Here is an 18,072-nt window from a genome sequence, read left to right on the forward strand (position 1 = left end):
AGTACACGATGACCACCTCTGACCTGGATGTTCTCGTCCCGCAAACCCAATCCCTGGAGATCGCCGGGCAGCGCCTGACGATCAGCCCGCTGGTAATCGGCGAGCTGCCCGCGATGCTCAAGGCCGTGCGGCCCTTTGCCGAGCAGCTGACCGGCGAGCCGGACTGGCTGGCTTTGCTCTGTGAACACGGCGATTCCTTGCTCACCGCTCTGGCGTTGGCCAGCCGACGCCCGCGTGAATGGGTGGACGCGCTGGCGCTCGACGACGCGATCACGCTCGCCGCCACGGTGTTCGAGGTGAACGCGGATTTTTTCGTGCACCGGGTCGCGCCGAAGGTCAGCACGCTCGCGCAGTCTCTGAGCGGACGGTTGGCTGGAGCGACGCCATCGCCCGCCTGATCCGCAGTGGCCACCGCTACCCGGACATCCTCGGCTACACGCTGGGCCAGCTGAACGCGTTTCTGGCCGCCGACAGCCGTCTCGAGCGCGAACGGCTCTCCACCCAGCTCGCGGTCATGACCACCGCCGCCCAGGGCAACCGCGAAGGCATCCGTCAGCTCCAGGCCGAACTCCAACAGGGAATGCGCGATGAAGATCGATCTGGTCGCTGAGGGCTTGCTGGATCGTCGTCGCTTCAACGCCTGGCAAACCGATACCCACAAAACGATCCACACCGCCGTCGCCCGCGCGATGCGGGATTCCGGCAAAGAGATGGCCGAGCGGGTGCGGGGCGAAATGCGCGCCAGCTTCAAGGTTGCAAGTCCCAAGTTCCTCCGGTCGATGCACGCCAAGGTGTTCGACCGTAAAGCCACGGAATTTCCGGCGCTCTACATCGGCTCGAAGGTGTCCTGGCTGGGCCTGCACGAACAGGGAGGAACGATTCGGGGGCGGATGCTGATCCCGCTGCTGCCGCAACACCGGCGTATCGGACGCAAGGCGTTTGCCCGGGTGATCGATGCGCTGATGCGATCCGGCAATGCCTGGTTCGTCGAAAAGAACGGCCAGCAGATCCTAATGGCCGAGAACATCGGCGAGAACGCCCGGCCGCTGGCGCGCTTCCGCAGCGCCGAGCGGGAGCGCACCGGCGCCAAGCGCATCAAGCGTGGCCAGGAGATTCCTGTCGCCATGCTGGTGCGGCGCGTGACCCTCAAGAAACGTTTCGACCTTACCCGTTCGGTGCGGGTCGATCTTCCCCGCCTGACGGCGGCCATCAGCAAGGCAATGTCGAAGGTTTGAGCAATGGCGAATAATCGCGCGCAGATCCTCATCACCGCCGTCGATGAGACGCGACGCGCCTTCCAGTCCGTCCAGGGCAGCCTCTCGCGCCTGCGCAGCGAAGCAGGCCAGGTGGGAGAAGTCCTGTCCCGCATCGGCGGTGCCATCGGTGTGGGACTGGGTGTGCGCGAACTGGTCGAGGTCGCCGACCAGTACAAGAACCTGCAGGCGCGCCTGCGGCTCGCGGTCACCTCCCAGGAGGAGTTCAACCGCGCCGACGCGGCGTTGTTCGAGATCGCGCAGCGCAACCGCGCACCGCTCGCCGAAACCGTCACGCTCTACGCGCGGCTGGCGCCCTCGGTGCAGGCGCTGGGGCGTTCGCAGGCGGACGTGCTGGCGGCGACCGATGCCATCGGACAGGCCGTATCGCTCTCCGGCGCCTCCAGCGAGGCCGCGGCCGGGGCGCTGTTGCAGTTGGGCCAGGCCTTCGCCTCGGGACAACTGCGCGGCGAGGAATTCAATTCGGTCATCGAGCAGACACCGCGTCTGGCGCAGGCCATCGCCGATGGCATGGGCGTGCCGCTCGGCTCGCTGCGGGCCCTGGCGCAGGAAGGAAAGATCACGTCCAAGGCCGTGCTCGACGCCTTGCTCAAGCAGCGTGGCCGGCTCGCCGAGGAGTACGGCAGCCTGCCCGATACGGTGTCGGGTGCGCTCACCCGTCTCAAGAACGCCTTTCTGCGCGCCTTCGGCGAGCGCGACGCGAGCTCCGGCCTGACCGCAGGTCTGGCGCAGGCGATCCAACTCGTCGCCCAGCATCTCGAACTGCTGATCGATCTGGCGGGGGTCGTTCTGGTTACCGCCTTCGGCCGGATGGCGGGCGCCTTTGCCACCAGCATCGCCGCCGCCCGAGCGGAAGCGGCGGCGCGGCGTGCCAACCTGCGCACGCTGGAAGCCGAGGCGCTGGCACGGGTCCGCCTCGCCGATGCGGCCTTGGCCCAGGCGCGGGCGCAAGGCCTCGCCACCAGCGCACTGGTCGTCGATGCGGCAAAGGCCCGGCTGCAAGCCACCGCCGCCACCGGTGCCGTGACTCAGGCGGTGGCCTCCACGTCGCTGCTCGGTCGCGCGGCGGGTTTGTTGCGCGGGGTGCTGGCACTCCTGGGCGGCCCCATCGGCGTGATCGTGACCACGGTGACGCTTTTGGCCGGGGCCCTCTATTCGGCGCGCAACGCCGTGGTCGAGTTCGGCGGCAAGACCGCTTCGATCAAACAGATCATCAGCGCCACCTGGGACCTGGTGGTCGAGAAGGTCGGCGACGTCGTCAGCGCCCTGGGGCGGCTGGTCGGCGCCAACAATCTGAGCTGGGCGCGCGTCCGCGAGGTGATGGTCGATGCGCTCCGAGCCATCGGATCTGCCATTCGAACGATGGTCAATGTCGTCATCGGCGCCTTCAACGCGGTCGGCAGCGTCGTCGGCGTCACGGCTGCCTTCATGGTCGAGCGCTTTCGCAATGCCTTCTCCGACATCGGGGAACTGGCTAAGGCCTTGGGCCAGGACGTGGCAGCGGCCTTCAGCGGCGACTTCTCGATGCAGTCGCTGCGCGCCGCGCTCGGCCGCCAGCTCGGCGAGGTACGAGATTTCGGGCAGGAACTGGCGGGGGCCGTGCGCGATGCCGTGACGCGCGACTACGTCGGGGAGGTCGCACAGGCCATTGCCGGCCGCATCCGCTCCTCCGATAAGAACCAGCCTGGCGTATTCGGCCGTCCACAACCACCCGCCAAGCCGACACCCGACAAGGGGGTCGAGGCGGCCAAGCTCGAACTCGTGCAGGCGCAGGCCGAGGCCGAATTCAAGATCCTCAAGGATGCGCTGGATCGCCAGGCGCGCGAACTGGACGCGGCGCTCGAAGACCGGCTGATTTCGCTGAAAGACTACTACGCGGCCAAGACCCGGATCGAGCAGCAGGAGATCGATGCGGAAATCCGGCGCGTGCAGGTGTCGCTCTCGCAGCAGCAGCGGCTGGAAAAGACGGGCAAGGACGAGCCCGCACGCATCAAAGCGAAAGGAGAAGTCGCAAAGCTCGAGAGCGAGTTGACCGTCCTCAACCACAAGCGCGCGGACGTCGAGGTCGCCAATGCCCGCAAAGCCGTCCAGGCCGAGCGCGAGTTGCGCGAGGAGCTCGCCAAGGTGCGCGACGAACTGCTCGATCTCACGGGTGCGGCGACCAGCCAGGACCGGCGCGCAGCCATCGAGCGGCAGTACCAGCCCCTGATCGAGCGGCTCCGTGCCGAGGGCGACACCGAAGGGGCGGCCACCGTCGGTCGGCTGATCGACGTCAAAGCATCGGCCGCCGACCTCGCCGAGTACGAGCGCCAGTTCAACGACACGCTCGCGCGGATGCGTGCGTCTGAAGAGTCGATCAATCTGCAGCGTCAGTCCGGGCTCCTCACGGAATCCCAGGCCCGCCAGCAGATCCTTGCGCTGCACCGGCAGACCGGCCAATCGCTCGATGCTCTGCTGCCGCAGTTGGAGGCTACCGCCACAGCCATTGGCCCGGACGCCGTCGCCCGGGTGCAAGCGTGGAAGAACGAGATCGCGCAGGTGAAGTTGGTCGTCGACGACGTGGCGGTGGCCATCGACGGCGCGGTGCAGGATGGTTTCGCGCAACTGTTCCAGGACATCGGCAGCGGCGCCAAGTCGGCCAAGGACGCATTCGCGGATTTCGGGCGATCCGTGCTGCAGACGATCAACCGCATCGCCTCGCAGAAACTGGCCGAAGCCTTGTTCGGCAGCCTGATGGGCGGTGGCACGGCAGGCAGTGCCGGAGGCTTGGGCGCGTTGATCTCGTCGTTCTTCGGCTTTGCCTCCGGGGGCTACGTGACCGGTCCTGGCACATCGACCAGCGACTCCATCCCGGCGCGCCTCTCCCACGGCGAGTACGTGGTCAATGCCCACGCGGTGAGCCGGCTCGGGTTGTCGTTCCTGGATGCCATCAACGGCTTGTCTGCCGGGCCCCGTGTGGCTGGTGGTCGTCTGGCCTTTGCCGCTGGCGGCCTCGTGCCGGAAGCCCCCGCGCAGCCAGCCCCGGGTCAGAACATCCGCATCGTCAATGTCATCGACCCGGCGATGGCGGCCGACTACCTCAACAGCAGCGCCGGCGAGCGCGTGGTGATGAACCTCATCCAGCGCAATGCCGCCTCCGTTCGCAACATCCTTGGAAGATAAGAATGGCCTGGACTTCTGGCACCGCAACCAATGCCGCCGACCTGTTCAACAAGCTGATCACGTTTCTGACCTCCGACGCGACCCTGGTCGCCGGGGGCGAAGCCTGGACGCTGTTACGCCGTGACACCTTCACGCTTGACGCGAAGCGGGATCTGGCCGAACTGCGGGGCCCAGGTTCCTCGGCGGGCGATGCGATCTACGTGCAGGTTTGCCTGTTCGCCGACGGTGCGGCACCCGCGTATTCGATCCGGGTGCTCGGGTCACAGTCCTGGCAAAGCATCGTTTCGATCAACACACCCGAGGGCCAGCCGGGCAGCCTGCTCTCGGGCGCCGGTTCGCTGGGCATCGTGCCGAGGATGCCGCTCTTCAACAGCGCGATCAGCTACTGGTTCGTCGCCAACGGCCGGCGCTTCATCGTGGTGGCGAAGTCCTCGGCGTATTGGGGCGCGCTCTACGCGGGCTTCATCCTGCCTTACGGCACCCCGGCCCAATATCCGTACCCGCTATTCATCGGGGCCAACACGTCGCGCGGCGACAACTACCAGAGTTCGGATCTCGACATCGCGGGCAGCGCCTTCTGGCGCAACGATGGTGAATACGGCAGCTACAGCGCGGCGCTCCTGCAACCGAGCGGCGGCTGGGTCGGCACCAACCGCTTCGATACGACCTACACCGGTCGCGCCTGGCCCTGGGCGATGTCGTTGGAGACCAGGAAAAACAGCGCCGGGCGCTACGACCTGGGCAATCTCACGCAGTTGCCGAGCGGCGCGAGCCCGCTGCTGCCGGCGATCCTCTATGACTGCGCGACGACTCGTCCGTTCTCGATATGGGGCGAGCTGCAAGGCGTGTTTGCCGTGCCGGGCTTCGGAGTGGCCGCTGGCGACACCGTGACCGTGGCCGGCAAATCCCATCTGGTCGTGCAGGCGGCGACTTCCACCAACGCGGCGCGCTTTGCCGCCATCCAACTCGCTTGAGGCGATCATGGCTTACATCACCGGTGCGTCGGCCGACATCAACACGCTGCTGACTGCCATCAAGAATTTCGCGGTCGCCAACGGCTGGACGGCCAATGCAACCGACACCTTTACGCTGACCTTTCCGACCTATGGATCGAATGGTGGCGCCACTCACGCCGGCACGACGTCGATGATTTCCTCGGTCAGTGGCTCCGATGCGTACAAGAACCAGTCGGAAACGAGCCTCGTCGCGAACCGGGTCGTGCTGACCAAGAACGGCTTGTCCTACCAGCTGTTCGCGGTCAACAAGAAGCTCTACAAGAACGGCGTCAATGGCACCTACGCCTGCCTGGAGGCCTGGGTGTGCGACGGCTTCGCTGCCGGCACGGCCGCCAACCTGCAGACCAACAACCGAAAGTTCGTGATGGTAGGTCCCTTGGCCACCTCACTCTATGCCTACCACCTGTTTTCCAACGGCGACTTCGTGCACGTGGTGATCGAGGAAACGCCGGGCCGATTCCGCCACCTGTCGTTCGGCTTCATCAACAAATACGGCGCCTTTGCCGGGGGCCAGTATCTGACCGCAGGATGCCCCATCGAATCGTTCACGACCACGGCCTACGCCTTCAACAGCTCGAATCAGATGGTCCCGTTCGGATCGAACGGCCAAGGGCTGTCGCGATCGGCGCTCGCGTCGAACGGTTATCCCGGTACCTACGTCCGAGCCGACATCGACGGCTGGACGGTCGGCTGGCGCCTGCTTTCGACCGGTGTCTGGGATACGGCCAACCTGGATGCCTACGGCTGCACGACCTATTCCAACTCGGTGAACAACCGCGCAGGCTATATCTCGGGGGGACCCCAGGTTTCCTTCCACACCCTGGCACACGATCTGGCCTACCACTGCTCCCCGCAGAGCTACAACGGCCTGGCACCGATGATGCCCTGCTACGTGGGCGTCAATCGCACGCCCTACGTCGGCACCTGGACGCTGCTCGGTGAATTCCCCGATGTGCGCTTCCTGAACATCTCCAATTTCAACCCGGGCGACGAACTGACCCTCGGCACCGACGTATGGAAGATCTTCCCGCTGTGGAACAAGGCCTACACGCTCGGGGCAGAACCGATCAGCTACGACTACGGCTTGGCTTACCGCAAGGTGGTGTGAATGCCTGACTTTGTCGGAGCCTTCACGTCAGGCATTCTGGGCGGTGCAGCGGCCGCAGGAATGAACGCCCTGTGGGACAACGGTCGGCCCGGGTATTACGAGCCGGCCACCGCCGTTGCCGCCATCGTCGGTGCGATGGGTGCCATCGCGAGCGGCCAGCCATCGCCCGAGGCCCTGATCGAGCGGGCCGGCGCACACTGCGGTTCGTTCTCGGACGACTACTACCACCGGATCTACCTGTCGCCGTCCCGGATCGAGTTCGGCAACCTCGTCATCCCCACGACCCGTACCGTCGAAATCTGGAACGCGTTCCTGGACCCGGTCACGATCTTCCTGCTCGATGGCGATACCGAGGGGCTGTCCCTGGGCTTCTTCCCGCCAGCGAGGATGCGAGCACTGGAGGACATCTTCTACGAGGTCACGGCCACCCTCGACGGCCCGAGCTTTGTCGACACGCTGCTGACGCTGCATTTTTCCGCCGGCGGCACCCGCGACCTGGCGATCAGCTACGGCCGGGTGCTGGTCATGGGCCTGCTGCACGATTGGCAAGGCGGCTTCACCGAGCGCCTGGAATGGCTCACCGACGTGCTGACGATGCGCGATGGCGGCGAGCAGCGGGTGCGGCTGCGAGCCGATCCCCGGCGCTCGTTCGAGTTCGACGTGCTGGAGTACGGCAACGGCGGGCAGCTGGACCTCTTGATGAACGTCTGGCAGTCGCGCGTCTATGCCGTGCCGGTGTGGACCGACAAGGCCTGGCTTGCGGCCGCCATCCATCCCGGCGACACGGTGCTGGCCGTGAATACCACTGACATGGACTATCACCCCGGTGGGCTCGCCATCGTCGGCTCAAGCGCTGGCGCCAGCGAGGCCCTCGAAGTTCTGTCCCTGACCGCCGGAACGATCACGCTCAAGCGCCCGACGTTGGGGAACTGGCCCGCAGGCTCCTGGATCGCCCCGGCCCGGCTGGGACGGTTACCCGCCCAGCAGACCGTCACCCGGCCAACGGCGGCAATCTCCCAGGCCAAACTGCGCTTCGAGCTGGAGGACCTGGCCTCGCCGGTGACGGCGATCAGTTCGCCGATCCAGTACCGAGGCTACGACACGCTGCTGCAGCACCCGAACCGGGTCGAGGACGTCAGCATCGACTATCAGCGACTCGCCGATGTGTTCGACGTTGAGACCGGCACGCCTGCGGTGATCGACATCCCGAATCGTCCCCTCATCGTGCGCCGCCACCAGTACCTGCTACCGGATCGCGCCCGGCTCACTGCGATGCGGGGCTGGCTCGCCGCCCGCGCCGGCCGGCAGGTGCCTTTCTGGGTGCCGACCTGGGAGCGTGGCCTCGAAGTCGCCCAGCCCTTCGCCCTGGATGCCACGGAAATTCTGGTCCAGGGCCGGGGCTTCGCCACCTACTACCAGGCCATGCCCGGCCGGCGGGACGTGGCCTTCCTGCACAACGACGGCACCTGGTTCTTGCGCAGCATCACCGGGTTCGAGTTCGTGGACGGGGTGGTGGAACGGATGCGGATCGACGCCGCGCTGGGACGGGCCTGCGTGCCGTCCGATTTCCGGATCGTCTGCTTCCTGGAACTGGCACGACTGGAGAGCGATGCCGTGGAATTTTTCTTCGAAACGGATCGTGTGGTTCGGGTGACTTTGCCTATTCGGAGCATCAACGGATGACCTATCAGAACATTGAGGCGAGCGTCCATTCCGGGCAGCCGGTCGAGTTGTACCGGTTCACGCTGGGCACGACCGTCTGGCGCTACACGTCGGCGCGGGATGCCGTGACCTACAATGGCGAGCCGTACATCCCGGCGCCGATCCGGCGCTCGGAGATCGAGCAGACGCAGGAATTCGGCCGCGCGATGCTCAATCTCGAAGCAGCGCTCGACATCGGCGTGGTGCAGTCCTTCATCGTGACCCCGCCCGATGGCGTGCTGTCACTCACCATCTTTCGCCAGCACCTGTCCGACCCGGGGACGGAATTCATCACTTGGTGGAAAGGGCGCGTCGTGTCGGTGGTGTTCGGCGGCATCACGGTGCAGATGCGCTGCGAACCGATTTTCACGACGCTCAAGCGTTCGGGGCGGCGGGCGAACTACCAGATCAACTGCCGTCATCCGCTCTACCACGGCGGCTGCAAGGTCAACGCGGCCGATTACAAAACGGCCGGCATCGTCGAGAGCGTGGCGGGGCTGGAGGTGACTGCGTCCGTCTTTCTGCCCAAGCCGATTGCCTGGTTTGTCGGCGGACGCCTCATGGCCGCCGGGGCGCAACGGATGATCGTCGCCAGCTCCGGCGGCGCGGTGACCCTCTCGGCGCCGATCCCCGGCCTGAAAGCCGGCGACGCCTTCGAGGCGTATCCGGGCTGCGACCACACGCTCGCGACCTGCGCCGCCAAGTTTGGCAACCAGCTGAACTACGGCGGTTTCCCCTACATCCCGGTGAAGAACCCCTTCACCGGCGACGCCATCGTTTGAGGCTTTTCCATGTGGCAATACCTGATCGTGTGGGTGATCACGACGGTCCTGTCGTCGCTGCTCGCCCCCAAGCCCAAGACCACCACGCCGCAGCCCGGCGATGTCGATGCGCCGGTCGCCGCGACCGACAGCCCGATCCCGGTGTTGTTCGGCACGCGGACGATCAAGCAGCCGAACTGCGTCTGGTTCGGCGACGTGCGCACGGCGCCGATCAAGACCAAGGGAGGCGGCAAGAAATGAGCGAACCCCGCATTGCTACCCATCTCGATGCCAAGGCGCTCGGCTACTGCAACGCTGGTCTGCGCCGATGGTTTCCGCGTGACGGCGTGACTTTCGATGATTTTCGCCGGCAAGGCGTGAGCACCGACTGGCTGCGCGCCACCGGGGACGCGATGGCGATCCGGCTGGCCGAGCACGTGGAGCGGGCCGAAACGGGAGCCAAGGCATGAGCGGCGGCAAAGGCAGCAAGAGCGTCACGGTCGGCTACCGCTACTACGCGGGGATGCATCTGACGCTGTGCCACGGTCCGGTCGATTCGCTCAACAAGATTGTCGTCGGCGAGCGCACGGCGTGGTCGGGGTCGATGACGTCTAGCGGCCAGATCACCATCAATCAGCCCGACCTGTTCGGCGGTGACGACCGTGAGGGCGGTATCGTCGGCGCCGTGGACCTGGTGATGGGCAATGCGGCGGACGGCCAGAACGACTATCTCGTGGCCAAGCTGGGAACCAATGTGCCAGCTTTCCGGGGCGTGGTGTCGCTGGTGCTACGTCAGCCGCAACTGTCGGCGATGAACCCCTACATCAAGCCCTGGAGCGCGGAACTCACGCGGATCATCCGCCGATCCGACGGCTCGCCGCAGTGGTACTCGGACAAGGCCGCCATCGCGGGCGACATGAATCCGGCGCACATCATTTATGAGTGCCTGACCGACCGCACCTGGGGCCGGGGCTACAGCTCGGCAGAGATCGACGACGCCTCCTTCCGTGCCGCTGCCGACACGCTCTATGCCGAGAATTTCGGGCTGTCGATCCTGTGGGATCAGCAACAGGACATCGAGGCCTTCATCGAACGCATCCTGCAGCACATCGACGGTTCGATCTACGTGAGCCCCCGCACCGGCCTGTTCACCTTGAAGCTGACCCGCGACGACTACGATCCGGCGACGCTGCTGGAGCTGAACCAGACCAACGTGATCCGGCTGGAGTCTTTCGAGCGCACCTTGCCGGAGGAGCTGATCAATCAGGTCACACTGTCCTACCACGACCGCACGACCGACAAGAGCGTGTCGATCTCGGTGCAGGACATCGCCGGCATCGAGCGATCCCTGGGGGAAATCAAGGACGCCAAGGTCAGCTACGAGGGCGTGGCCAACGGCGCCTTAGCCGCACGCCTCGCGATGCGGGATCTGCGCCAGCTTTCGTCCACTCTGGCGAAGATCACGCTGGTGGCCAACCGCACGGCCGCCAGCCTCAACATCGGCGACGTGTTCAGACTCTCCTGGCCCGAGCTGCGGATCGAGCAACTGATCCTTCGGGTCGCGCAGATCAGCTACGGGACGCTGGCCGACGGCCGGGTGCGGATCACCTGCGTCGAGGACGTGTTCGGCCTGCCCGATGCCGTCTATCTCGCACCCGCCGAGAGCGGCTGGGTCGATCCCCGGCAAGCGCCTATCGCCGCGAATTTCGTGTCAGTGAGCGAACTGCCGTACTGGACGATTGTTCACGAGCTGACCGGCGAGTCGGCCGCCGCCCAGGCCGAGATTGATCCGAATGGCGGGTTCCTGTCCGTCTCCGTCGTGCGACCCTCGGATGCGGCGATCAACTATGCAGTGCTGACCCGACAGGGCTCGGCGGCCTTTGAGAAGATCGGCGTCGGTGACTTCGTCCCCTCCTGCGTGCTGGCAAACGATATCGGGCAAACCGAGACAGTACTGAACGTGCTGTACGGGGTGGACTTGGATTTGGTCACGCTGGGCACCTACGCGCTGCTCGATGGCGAGCTGGTCGCGGTGAAGGCGGTGAATGTCGCCGCCGGCACGGTAACGGTGGATCGGGGCGTGCTGGACACGGTGCCTGTCACGCATTTGGCCGGCGCCCGGATGTACTTCGTCGACGGTGGACAGTTCTACAACGCGACCCAATACCTGAGCGGCGAGACGGTGCAAACCAAGGTGCTGCCAGCTACCGGGATGGGCGTTCTGGCCGAGGCGTCGGCACCGGCGATCAACTACACCTTCGCCAAACGGCAGACCCGCCCCTATCCACCCGGCAAGTTCCGCGTAAACAACCTCGACTATAGCCTCAGCTACATCACCGGGGAGGTGACGGTCAGCTGGGCGCACCGCAGCCGGGTGCTGCAGACCGCCTATCTGGTGACGCAAGGCGAAGCGAATATCGGTCCGGAGACCGGCACGACCTACACCGTGCGCATCTACGGCGAGGCCGGCACGCTCAAGCACACCGAGACGGGACTGACCGGCACGAGTTGGACCTATCCGATGGCCACTGAGATTGCCGACAGCGGCCTGAATCGTCCGAACGAGAAACTGACCGTCAAGGTGGAGACGGTACGCGACGGCCACAGCAGCTGGCAGGCCCAACAAATCGACATCCCCGAGTGCCGGGGCTACGGGATGTTCTATGGGGCAAGTTATGGGGAATGACCCCACCACAATCCATTGGAGAGAATGACATGGCAGCTCTGCAAGGCCCGAACTTGGGCGTGAACTACGGCTGGGCCGCCCGCGAGTCGGGCTGGAACACGGGGATGGACGCCAACCTGAAGCTGCTCGATGCGGTGCTGCAGCTGTCGGTGAAGTCGCGCGCGCAAGCCACGCCGCCGGCCTCGCCCGCCAACGGCGACCGCTACATCGTGGCGGCCAATCCCACCGGTGCCTGGGCCGGAAAAGCCGGCCAGATTGCCGTCCGCATCGATGCGGGGTGGTCGTTCTATGCTCCGAAGATCGGCTGGACCTGCTTCATCGAGGACGAGGGCGTGCTCTCAGTCTACAAGGCCTCCGGCTGGAGCCCTGGCCTCGCCTTCTGATCATTACTTTCGCCCACCTGAAACCCGCCCTCGAGGCGGGTTTCGCATTTCTGGAGACCACCCATGACTGAACCTGACAGCAAACCAGCGCTCGTCGAGAACATGCTCCTGCTGCGCAAGGAGGACTTCGACGAACTGCTCGACCGTGCCGCCGAACGCGGAGCCGAGCGTTGCCTCGCCCATCTCGGCCTGGAAAACGGCCACGCGGCGCGCGACATCCGCGAGCTGCGTGATCTGCTGGATGCGTGGCGCGATGCCCGGCGCACCGCGTGGCAAACCTTCATCAAAGTGGTCACCACCGGCATCCTGGCCGCGCTGCTGGTCGGTGCCGCCATCAAACTCAAACTGATGGGAGGCCCCCAATGATCGAGACTCTGCTTGGCGGCCTCCTCGGCGGCGCCTTCCGTCTCGCGCCGGAAATCCTGAAATGGCTCGACCGCAAGGGCGAGCGCGGCCACGAACTGGCGATGCAGGACAAGGCACTGGAGTTCGAGAAGCTGCGCGGCGCGCAGCGGATGGCCGAGATCGGCGCGAGCGCGGATGCGGCGTGGAACGTCGGTGCCATCGAGACGCTGCGCGAAGCCGTGCGCACGCAGGGAGAGAAAACCGGCGTGCGTTGGGCCGACGCGCTGTCGTGCAGCGTGCGGCCCGTGATCACCTACTGGTTCATGGCGTTGTACTGCGCGGCCAAGACGGCGGCGTTCGCGGCCGCCGTGACTGCCGGCACGGGATGGGGCTTGGCCGTCCTGCACGCGTGGACAGAGGCCGACCAGGCGCTGTGGGCCGGGGTGCTGAACTTCTGGTTTTTGGGTCGCGTGTTCGACCGGGTGCGGCCGTGATCGAGGTGCCGCAATCGGCCATCGATCTGGCCAAGCGCTTCGAGGGCTTCCACCGCGTTCCGAAAGCCGATCCGGGCCGCGCGTATCCGTACATCTGCCCGGCGGGGTATTGGACGATTGGCTTCGGCCACCTCTGCGATGCCCAGCACCCGCCGATCACCGAGGACGAAGCGGAAGCGTATCTCGCCCTCGACCTGAACACGGCGCTGGCCGCCACGCTGCGCTATTGCCCGGTATTGGCCTCCGAACCCGAAGGGCGGTTGGCGGCCATCGTGGATTTCACATTCAACCTCGGTGGTGGGCGCTTGCAGACCTCGACGCTGCGGCGGCGGATCAACCAGCGGGACTGGCCCGCCGCCGCGACGGAGCTGCGGCGCTGGATCTATGGCGGCGGCAAGGTGCTCCCCGGCCTTGTATCGCGTCGGGAAGCTGAGGCCGTTTGGCTCCTTTGCAATGCCTGAAAACGAGCAGTTCGCAAGCGCTTGGCTTCACGCCGAAACAGCGCGTTCATGTCATCTCCTTGATTTCTGGAGTGCGCTGTGAACCCACGATTCAAGAAGGCCATCATCGACGACGTCACCGCCGCGAATGTCGACGAATCCTTGCAAGCCCATCTTCTCGATCTCTTCGAGTACGCCATGAAGTCCGTCGCTCCAACGCTGATCCGAGAGGCGCGGTTTGACACCAGCGATTTCGGCACGGCCTGCCAGCACGGCGGCGACGGCTTCGCCATGCTGCTCAGCCGGGCCCATGCCAATTCCCGCGATGCATGGTTTGGCGCGTTCCAGCGCGGCGACCAACGACTTGATGTGGTCGGGCACCTTGAGTGAACAGATTCACGCGCTGCCCTGCGGCGGCGCGGGCGGTGTTGCACCGGGGCGATAGGTCGAATCGAACACCATGTCCGCCAGCCAGCGTTTGAAGTTCGGGTTGTCGCTGAACTGCTTGAAGAGTTCCGTGTGGTCGTCCAGCAGCTCCAACACCACGCGATTGAGCGCCTTGTCGTGCTCCAGCCGCGCGTTCTGTTTGCCCGAGTTGGCCTGCGCGTTCTGGTAGGCCTTGTCCTGCGCGACGCGCGCCGGAATCTCTTCGGTGACGACCTTGCGAATGTTGTCGGCGTCATGCCACTCGATGTTGCCGAACAGGTCGTTGAACTGCTTGATGATGTTCGACAAACGATCCAGTTCCGGCTCGCCGCCACCTCCGCCACCACCGGGCGGTGGAGGTTCGACCAAGGCATCGGTGTCGTCCATGGCCATGCGCATCGAGGCCTGCGCCTGCGCGCGGTAGCTGTCCATGTCGATGGCCTCCAGCACACCCTTGGACAGGTCTTCCTCTTTGGGCGCGGGCAGCTTCGGAATCAGGAAGTTCAGGAAGATCGACAGCTTCTCCCAGGCCGGGTGACCGTAGGGCAGGATGGCCGAAAGGAACGAATAGCTGCGGACGAAGGCCTTCGCCTTGCCCTTGAACTTCACTTGGTCGTCCTCCGAGAGCTTTTCGACGTACTCGGCGACGCACGCATCTAGGATCGGGTCGAGCCGGTCGCGCTCGGCGCCGCCCAGGTACTGCGCAACGAGGTCTTCGACCTGCTGCCAGCTGTAGACCTGCTGTGCGTCCAGGTCGCTCTTCAGGTCGTGGAGCTTGTTCGGGTCAGTCTCCCCCTCCTGGATCGTGGCGCGGTAGTACTCCTGAAACGCCGCCTTCACGGCCTCCGCGTTGTCGGCGAAGTCGAGCACGAAGGTGTCGGCCTTCTGCGGGTGCGCCCGGTTCAAGCGCGAGAGCGTCTGCACCGCCAGCACGCCGGCCAGCGGCTTGTCCACGTACATCGTGTGCAGCAGCGGCTCGTCGAAACCGGTGACAAACTTGTTGGCGACGATCAGGAAACGATACGGCTCCTGCCTGAGCTTGGCCGGAATGTCCTTGCTCGGAAACCCGTTGAGATCGGCCTCGGTCTTCTTCGAGCCGCCCACCTCGAACTCGCCAGAATACGCCACGATGGCCTTGTACGGACTCTTGATCTCGGTGAGGTAGTCCGACACCTCGCGGAAGTAGTCGATGGCCCGGGCGATGCCGTTGCAGACGATCATCGCGCGGGCTTTGCCGCCGATCTTCTTGGCGCCGATCACCTGTTCGGCAAAGTGATCGACCATGATCTCGGCCTTGCGGCGGATGGCCTTGTCGTGGGACTCCACGTAGCGCCGGATCTTCTTCAGCGCCTTGGCCTTGTCCACCTCCGGGTCGTGCTCGACGGTCTTGGCGACGTGGTAGAAGCTCGACACCGGCGTGTAGTTGGCGATCACGTCGAGGATGAAGCCCTCCTGGATCGCCTGCTTGGTGGTGTAGGTGAGCTCCTCGGGCGAACGGAATTGCACCGTGTCGCCCACCACCTGGCGCTCGCCGAAAAGCTCCAGGGTCTTCGTCTTGGGCGTGGCCGTGAAGGCGTAATAGCTGGCGTTGCCCAGCATCCTTCGGGATTCGATCAAGGCGTTGACCTTGTCCTCGACCGACTCCTCTTCTTCCTCGGCGCCCTCTGCCGCCTGGCTGGAGAGCGCCAGATGCATCTTGGCCGTGGTCTTGCCGCCCTGGCTGGAATGCGCCTCGTCGATTAGCAGCGCGAACTTCTTGTCACCAAGGTCCCCCAGTTCGTCCAGGATGAACGGGAACTTCTGCACCGTGGTGACGATGATCTTCTTGCCCCGGCGCAGGAAGGTGCGCAGCTCGTCGGCGCTTTCCGAATGACCGTAGATCGAAGCCACGTGGTCGTAGGCCTTGATGGTGCGGGCGATCTGCGCATCCAGCGCGCGGCGGTCGGTGATGACGATGACCGAGTCGAACTGCGCCTGTGTGTTGTCCGCCGCCGTCTTCAGCTCCACCAGCTGGTGTGCCAGCCAGGCAATCGTGTTGCTCTTGCCGCTGCCGGCCGAGTGCTGGATCAGGTAGCGCTTGCCCACGCCGTCGGCGCGCGAACGGCGCAGCAGCGCGCGCACGGTGCGCAACTGGTGGAAGCGGGGAAAAATCTGCTTGCGCGTCCTGCGTTTGCGGCCATTGGTGTCTTCCTCTTCCTCCTCGATGACCTGCGCGTAGTTCTCGATGATGTTGGCCAGCGACTCCTTGGCCAGCACCTGCTTCCACAGGTAGTCGGTCCTCAGGCCATTCGGGTTCGGCGGGTTGCCCGCGCCGCTGTTCCAACCCTGGTTGAAGGGCAGAAACCAGGAGGTCTTGCCGGTCAGGTGGGTGCAGAAGCGCACCTCGGCATCGTCCACCGCCACGTGGGCGATGCAGCGGCCCAGCTGGAACAGCAGTTCGGCCGGGTTGCGGTCGGTCTGGTACTGCACCACGGCGTCCGCCACGGTCTGCTTGGTCAGTGAGTTCTTCAACTCGAAGGTGAGCACCGGCAGGCCGTTGATAAACACCACCATGTCCAGCGCACGCTGAGACTCGTCGTTGCTGTACCGCACCTGGCGGGTGACGCTGAAGAGGTTCTTGCCGAAGGCCTCGGTGGCGGCCGCATTGCCCGGCGTGGGCAGCAGCTTGTAGAGATCGACGTGTACCGGCCCGTGGCCCACACCTTTGCGCAGCACGTCCACCACCCCGCGCTTGGCGATCTCGCCTTGCAGCCGGTGCAGAAACTGGGTGCGCTGGATGCCATCGGCGTCCAGGTTCAGCGTTTCGACGGCCTTCGGCTGCGTGGCCCGCAAGAAGGCGAGCAACTGGGTCAGGTCCAGCGCCACGTCGCGGTGGTAGTCCGCGGCATGGCCCTGCACGTAGCCGCAGGCGACCAGATCGCGCACGATCAGGGCTTCGAGACCTTTTTCGCTGGTGTCAGTTGTCGCCATCGGCTTCCTCCTCGTCGCTGTTGCCAGCCTCGTCGTCGCCCAAGGCAGCCAGTTCCTCGTCGCTCGCCACATCGTCCGGGCCGGGCTGCCATCCGCGCACATCGATTTGGCCGGTGACCACGTCGGCAATGAGACGGTCGCGGTATTCGCGGATCAGCTTGATTTCCTGCTCGGCGCGGGCGATGGCTTCGTCCAGCGGCGCACTCTCGGTCTTGATGTGCGCAACGATGTCCTGCTGCTCATTCACGGTTGGCGGCAACGCCACAGGGAAGCGCCCCAGCACAGTTTCTGCGATGGCGGGATATGCGATGCCGATGGAATTGGCCGTCACCCGGTTCACGAAGGCGTTGCTCTGGATGACGTAACCGAGGTACTCCGGCTCCACACTGTTGCTGGGTGTGAGCACCGCGAAACCGGTGGATGCGATCAGGTCTTCTGCGTCCTCACTGACATACCAGATGGCCTTCAGGTAAGTCCGCACAGTCGAGATAATGGTGTCGCCTCGGCGCAGGACGCGACGCGCTCGGGACGGCGCAGCCTCGAAGCGGATGCGCTCAAGTTCCTTCGCCAAGCGCCCGGTTCCTACCGAGCCGATGTCCACGTAGCGGAACTCGAAGTCGGGGTCTGTTTTCTCGCCGAGCGTTCTGGCGTTAAGGCGTGCCCACCGTTTCAGTGGCTTCACCTCCCAATGCGCTGGCACCTCGCCCAGCCATGCGATGCCGGAGGGTTTGAGCGGCGCGGCGGGGTTCAGGCCGCGCGTGACGGCGCGGTCGATGATGGCGAGCTTCTGTTCGGTGAGCAGCTCGATGAGCTTGCGCTTGGCGCGGATGAAGCGGGCGATGTGCGCGTCCTGCGCGCGCAGGTAGGCGACGATCTGGTCTTGCTCGGGGCGCGGAGGCACAAGCGAGGGCATCTGTTTGAAGGACTCCCAATACAGCCGGTTGCGGTCAGCCACGATGCCACGCGAGAACTTGTTGACCTCCTGCATGTAGGCTGCTGTGCGGAACAGGTAGCTGCAGTAGTGGCTGTTCGCCTCGTCGTAGGGCCTCACCACGACATAGGCCGGGCTGACCAAGCCGTCGGCAGGAGCGGGGCCGACCGCGCCTTGCCACATGCGCATCATGTTGTAGGCAATGTCGCCCTTGCACGCGCGCTTGTATTTCTCCTTCTGGCTCATCATCTGCTTGCGCTTCAGGTTGTCCATGTCCCGGACGCGAACGCCTGTGCGCAGCGACACCTCCAGAATCGGCAACTCAGGAAAACCCGTTTCCACACGGTGGCTGAACAGCCGACCATTGCGCAGCAC

17 protein-coding genes are annotated in these 18,072 nt (G+C 65.1%); 15 read left to right on the forward strand and 2 right to left on the reverse strand.

What is annotated here, in order from left to right:
- The first annotated feature begins 8 nt into the window (after positions 1-8).
- The 15 genes from PNO31109_RS10935 (at position 9) to PNO31109_RS11010 (ending at position 13,760) form a co-directional block, all read left to right on the forward strand.
- A complete protein-coding gene (locus PNO31109_RS10935) occupies positions 9-398 on the forward strand; it encodes a DUF6631 family protein (RefSeq protein WP_060784897.1) in 390 nt (129 codons plus the stop codon).
- Positions 399-587: 189 nt separating this feature from the next.
- Positions 588-1,235 (forward strand): DUF6441 family protein, encoded by a 648-nt coding sequence (locus PNO31109_RS10945; protein ID WP_053822749.1) that lies wholly within the window; start codon positions 588-590, stop codon positions 1,233-1,235.
- A 3-nt stretch (positions 1,236-1,238) separates the two neighbouring features.
- A complete protein-coding gene (locus PNO31109_RS10950) occupies positions 1,239-4,436 on the forward strand; it encodes a tape measure protein (RefSeq protein WP_053822748.1) in 3,198 nt (1,065 codons plus the stop codon).
- Positions 4,437-4,438: 2 nt separating this feature from the next.
- Positions 4,439-5,410: a hypothetical protein gene (locus PNO31109_RS10955; RefSeq protein ID WP_053822747.1), complete on the forward strand. Its 972-nt coding sequence runs from the start codon at positions 4,439-4,441 to the stop codon at positions 5,408-5,410.
- A 7-nt stretch (positions 5,411-5,417) separates the two neighbouring features.
- Complete coding sequence (locus tag PNO31109_RS10960) at positions 5,418-6,560, forward strand: hypothetical protein (protein ID WP_060784896.1); 1,143 nt, start codon at positions 5,418-5,420, stop codon at positions 6,558-6,560.
- On the forward strand, positions 6,561-8,243 hold the full coding sequence (locus PNO31109_RS10965; protein WP_141192903.1) for a hypothetical protein: 1,683 nt from the start codon (positions 6,561-6,563) through the stop codon (positions 8,241-8,243).
- Positions 8,240-9,043 (forward strand): phage/gene transfer agent baseplate hub protein, encoded by an 804-nt coding sequence (locus PNO31109_RS10970; RefSeq protein ID WP_053822743.1) that lies wholly within the window; start codon positions 8,240-8,242, stop codon positions 9,041-9,043. The genes PNO31109_RS10965 and PNO31109_RS10970 overlap by 4 nt, the downstream gene beginning before the upstream one ends.
- Before the next feature lie 9 nt (positions 9,044-9,052).
- A complete protein-coding gene (locus PNO31109_RS10975; protein WP_053822742.1) occupies positions 9,053-9,283 on the forward strand; it encodes a hypothetical protein in 231 nt (76 codons plus the stop codon).
- Positions 9,280-9,492, forward strand: coding sequence for a hypothetical protein (locus PNO31109_RS10980; protein ID WP_053822741.1), 213 nt, complete (start codon positions 9,280-9,282; stop codon positions 9,490-9,492). The genes PNO31109_RS10975 and PNO31109_RS10980 overlap by 4 nt, the downstream gene beginning before the upstream one ends.
- Positions 9,489-11,708 carry a phage tail protein gene (locus PNO31109_RS10985; RefSeq protein WP_060784894.1) on the forward strand — a complete coding sequence of 740 codons (2,220 nt, stop codon included), beginning with the start codon at positions 9,489-9,491 and terminating at the stop codon, positions 11,706-11,708. The genes PNO31109_RS10980 and PNO31109_RS10985 overlap by 4 nt, the downstream gene beginning before the upstream one ends.
- A gap of 29 nt (positions 11,709-11,737) precedes the next feature.
- Positions 11,738-12,091, forward strand: a complete 354-nt coding sequence (locus tag PNO31109_RS10990) for a DUF2793 domain-containing protein (protein WP_060784893.1) — start codon at positions 11,738-11,740, stop codon at positions 12,089-12,091.
- A 63-nt stretch (positions 12,092-12,154) separates the two neighbouring features.
- Positions 12,155-12,457, forward strand: coding sequence for a DUF6127 family protein (locus PNO31109_RS10995; protein WP_060784892.1), 303 nt, complete (start codon positions 12,155-12,157; stop codon positions 12,455-12,457).
- Positions 12,454-12,930, forward strand: a complete 477-nt coding sequence (locus PNO31109_RS11000; RefSeq protein WP_053822739.1) for a hypothetical protein — start codon at positions 12,454-12,456, stop codon at positions 12,928-12,930. The genes PNO31109_RS10995 and PNO31109_RS11000 overlap by 4 nt, the downstream gene beginning before the upstream one ends.
- A complete protein-coding gene (locus PNO31109_RS11005; protein WP_053822738.1) occupies positions 12,927-13,391 on the forward strand; it encodes a lysozyme in 465 nt (154 codons plus the stop codon). Before PNO31109_RS11000 ends, PNO31109_RS11005 begins: the two co-directional genes overlap by 4 nt.
- A gap of 78 nt (positions 13,392-13,469) precedes the next feature.
- On the forward strand, positions 13,470-13,760 hold the full coding sequence (locus tag PNO31109_RS11010) for a hypothetical protein (RefSeq protein WP_053822737.1): 291 nt from the start codon (positions 13,470-13,472) through the stop codon (positions 13,758-13,760).
- 6 nt (positions 13,761-13,766) lie between these two features.
- Here the strand turns inward: PNO31109_RS11010 and PNO31109_RS11015 are convergent, their stop codons facing one another.
- Positions 13,767-16,766, reverse strand: a complete 3,000-nt coding sequence (locus tag PNO31109_RS11015; protein ID WP_053822736.1) for a type I restriction endonuclease subunit R — start codon at positions 16,764-16,766, stop codon at positions 13,767-13,769.
- Positions 16,753-18,072: a restriction endonuclease subunit S gene (locus PNO31109_RS11020; protein WP_223819439.1), complete on the reverse strand. Its 1,320-nt coding sequence runs from the start codon at positions 18,070-18,072 to the stop codon at positions 16,753-16,755. The genes PNO31109_RS11015 and PNO31109_RS11020 overlap by 14 nt, the downstream gene beginning before the upstream one ends.

This window comes from Pandoraea nosoerga (genome assembly GCF_902459585.1).
GTDB lineage: Bacteria > Pseudomonadota > Gammaproteobacteria > Burkholderiales > Burkholderiaceae > Pandoraea > Pandoraea nosoerga.

Bases quoted from the DNA above. Each gene is read 5' to 3' on its own strand.
- PNO31109_RS10935 (WP_060784897.1), top strand. From the start codon at position 9: ATGACCACCTCTGACCTGGATGTTCTCGTCCCGCAAACCCAATCCCTG.
- PNO31109_RS10945 (WP_053822749.1), top strand. From the start codon at position 588: ATGAAGATCGATCTGGTCGCTGAGGGCTTGCTGGATCGTCGTCGCTTC.
- PNO31109_RS10950 (WP_053822748.1), top strand. From the start codon at position 1,239: ATGGCGAATAATCGCGCGCAGATCCTCATCACCGCCGTCGATGAGACG.
- PNO31109_RS10955 (WP_053822747.1), top strand. From the start codon at position 4,439: ATGGCCTGGACTTCTGGCACCGCAACCAATGCCGCCGACCTGTTCAAC.
- PNO31109_RS10960 (WP_060784896.1), top strand. From the start codon at position 5,418: ATGGCTTACATCACCGGTGCGTCGGCCGACATCAACACGCTGCTGACT.
- PNO31109_RS10965 (WP_141192903.1), top strand. From the start codon at position 6,561: ATGCCTGACTTTGTCGGAGCCTTCACGTCAGGCATTCTGGGCGGTGCA.
- PNO31109_RS10970 (WP_053822743.1), top strand. From the start codon at position 8,240: ATGACCTATCAGAACATTGAGGCGAGCGTCCATTCCGGGCAGCCGGTC.
- PNO31109_RS10975 (WP_053822742.1), top strand. From the start codon at position 9,053: ATGTGGCAATACCTGATCGTGTGGGTGATCACGACGGTCCTGTCGTCG.
- PNO31109_RS10980 (WP_053822741.1), top strand. From the start codon at position 9,280: ATGAGCGAACCCCGCATTGCTACCCATCTCGATGCCAAGGCGCTCGGC.
- PNO31109_RS10985 (WP_060784894.1), top strand. From the start codon at position 9,489: ATGAGCGGCGGCAAAGGCAGCAAGAGCGTCACGGTCGGCTACCGCTAC.
- PNO31109_RS10990 (WP_060784893.1), top strand. From the start codon at position 11,738: ATGGCAGCTCTGCAAGGCCCGAACTTGGGCGTGAACTACGGCTGGGCC.
- PNO31109_RS10995 (WP_060784892.1), top strand. From the start codon at position 12,155: ATGACTGAACCTGACAGCAAACCAGCGCTCGTCGAGAACATGCTCCTG.
- PNO31109_RS11000 (WP_053822739.1), top strand. From the start codon at position 12,454: ATGATCGAGACTCTGCTTGGCGGCCTCCTCGGCGGCGCCTTCCGTCTC.
- PNO31109_RS11015 (WP_053822736.1), bottom strand. From the start codon at position 16,766: ATGGCGACAACTGACACCAGCGAAAAAGGTCTCGAAGCCCTGATCGTG.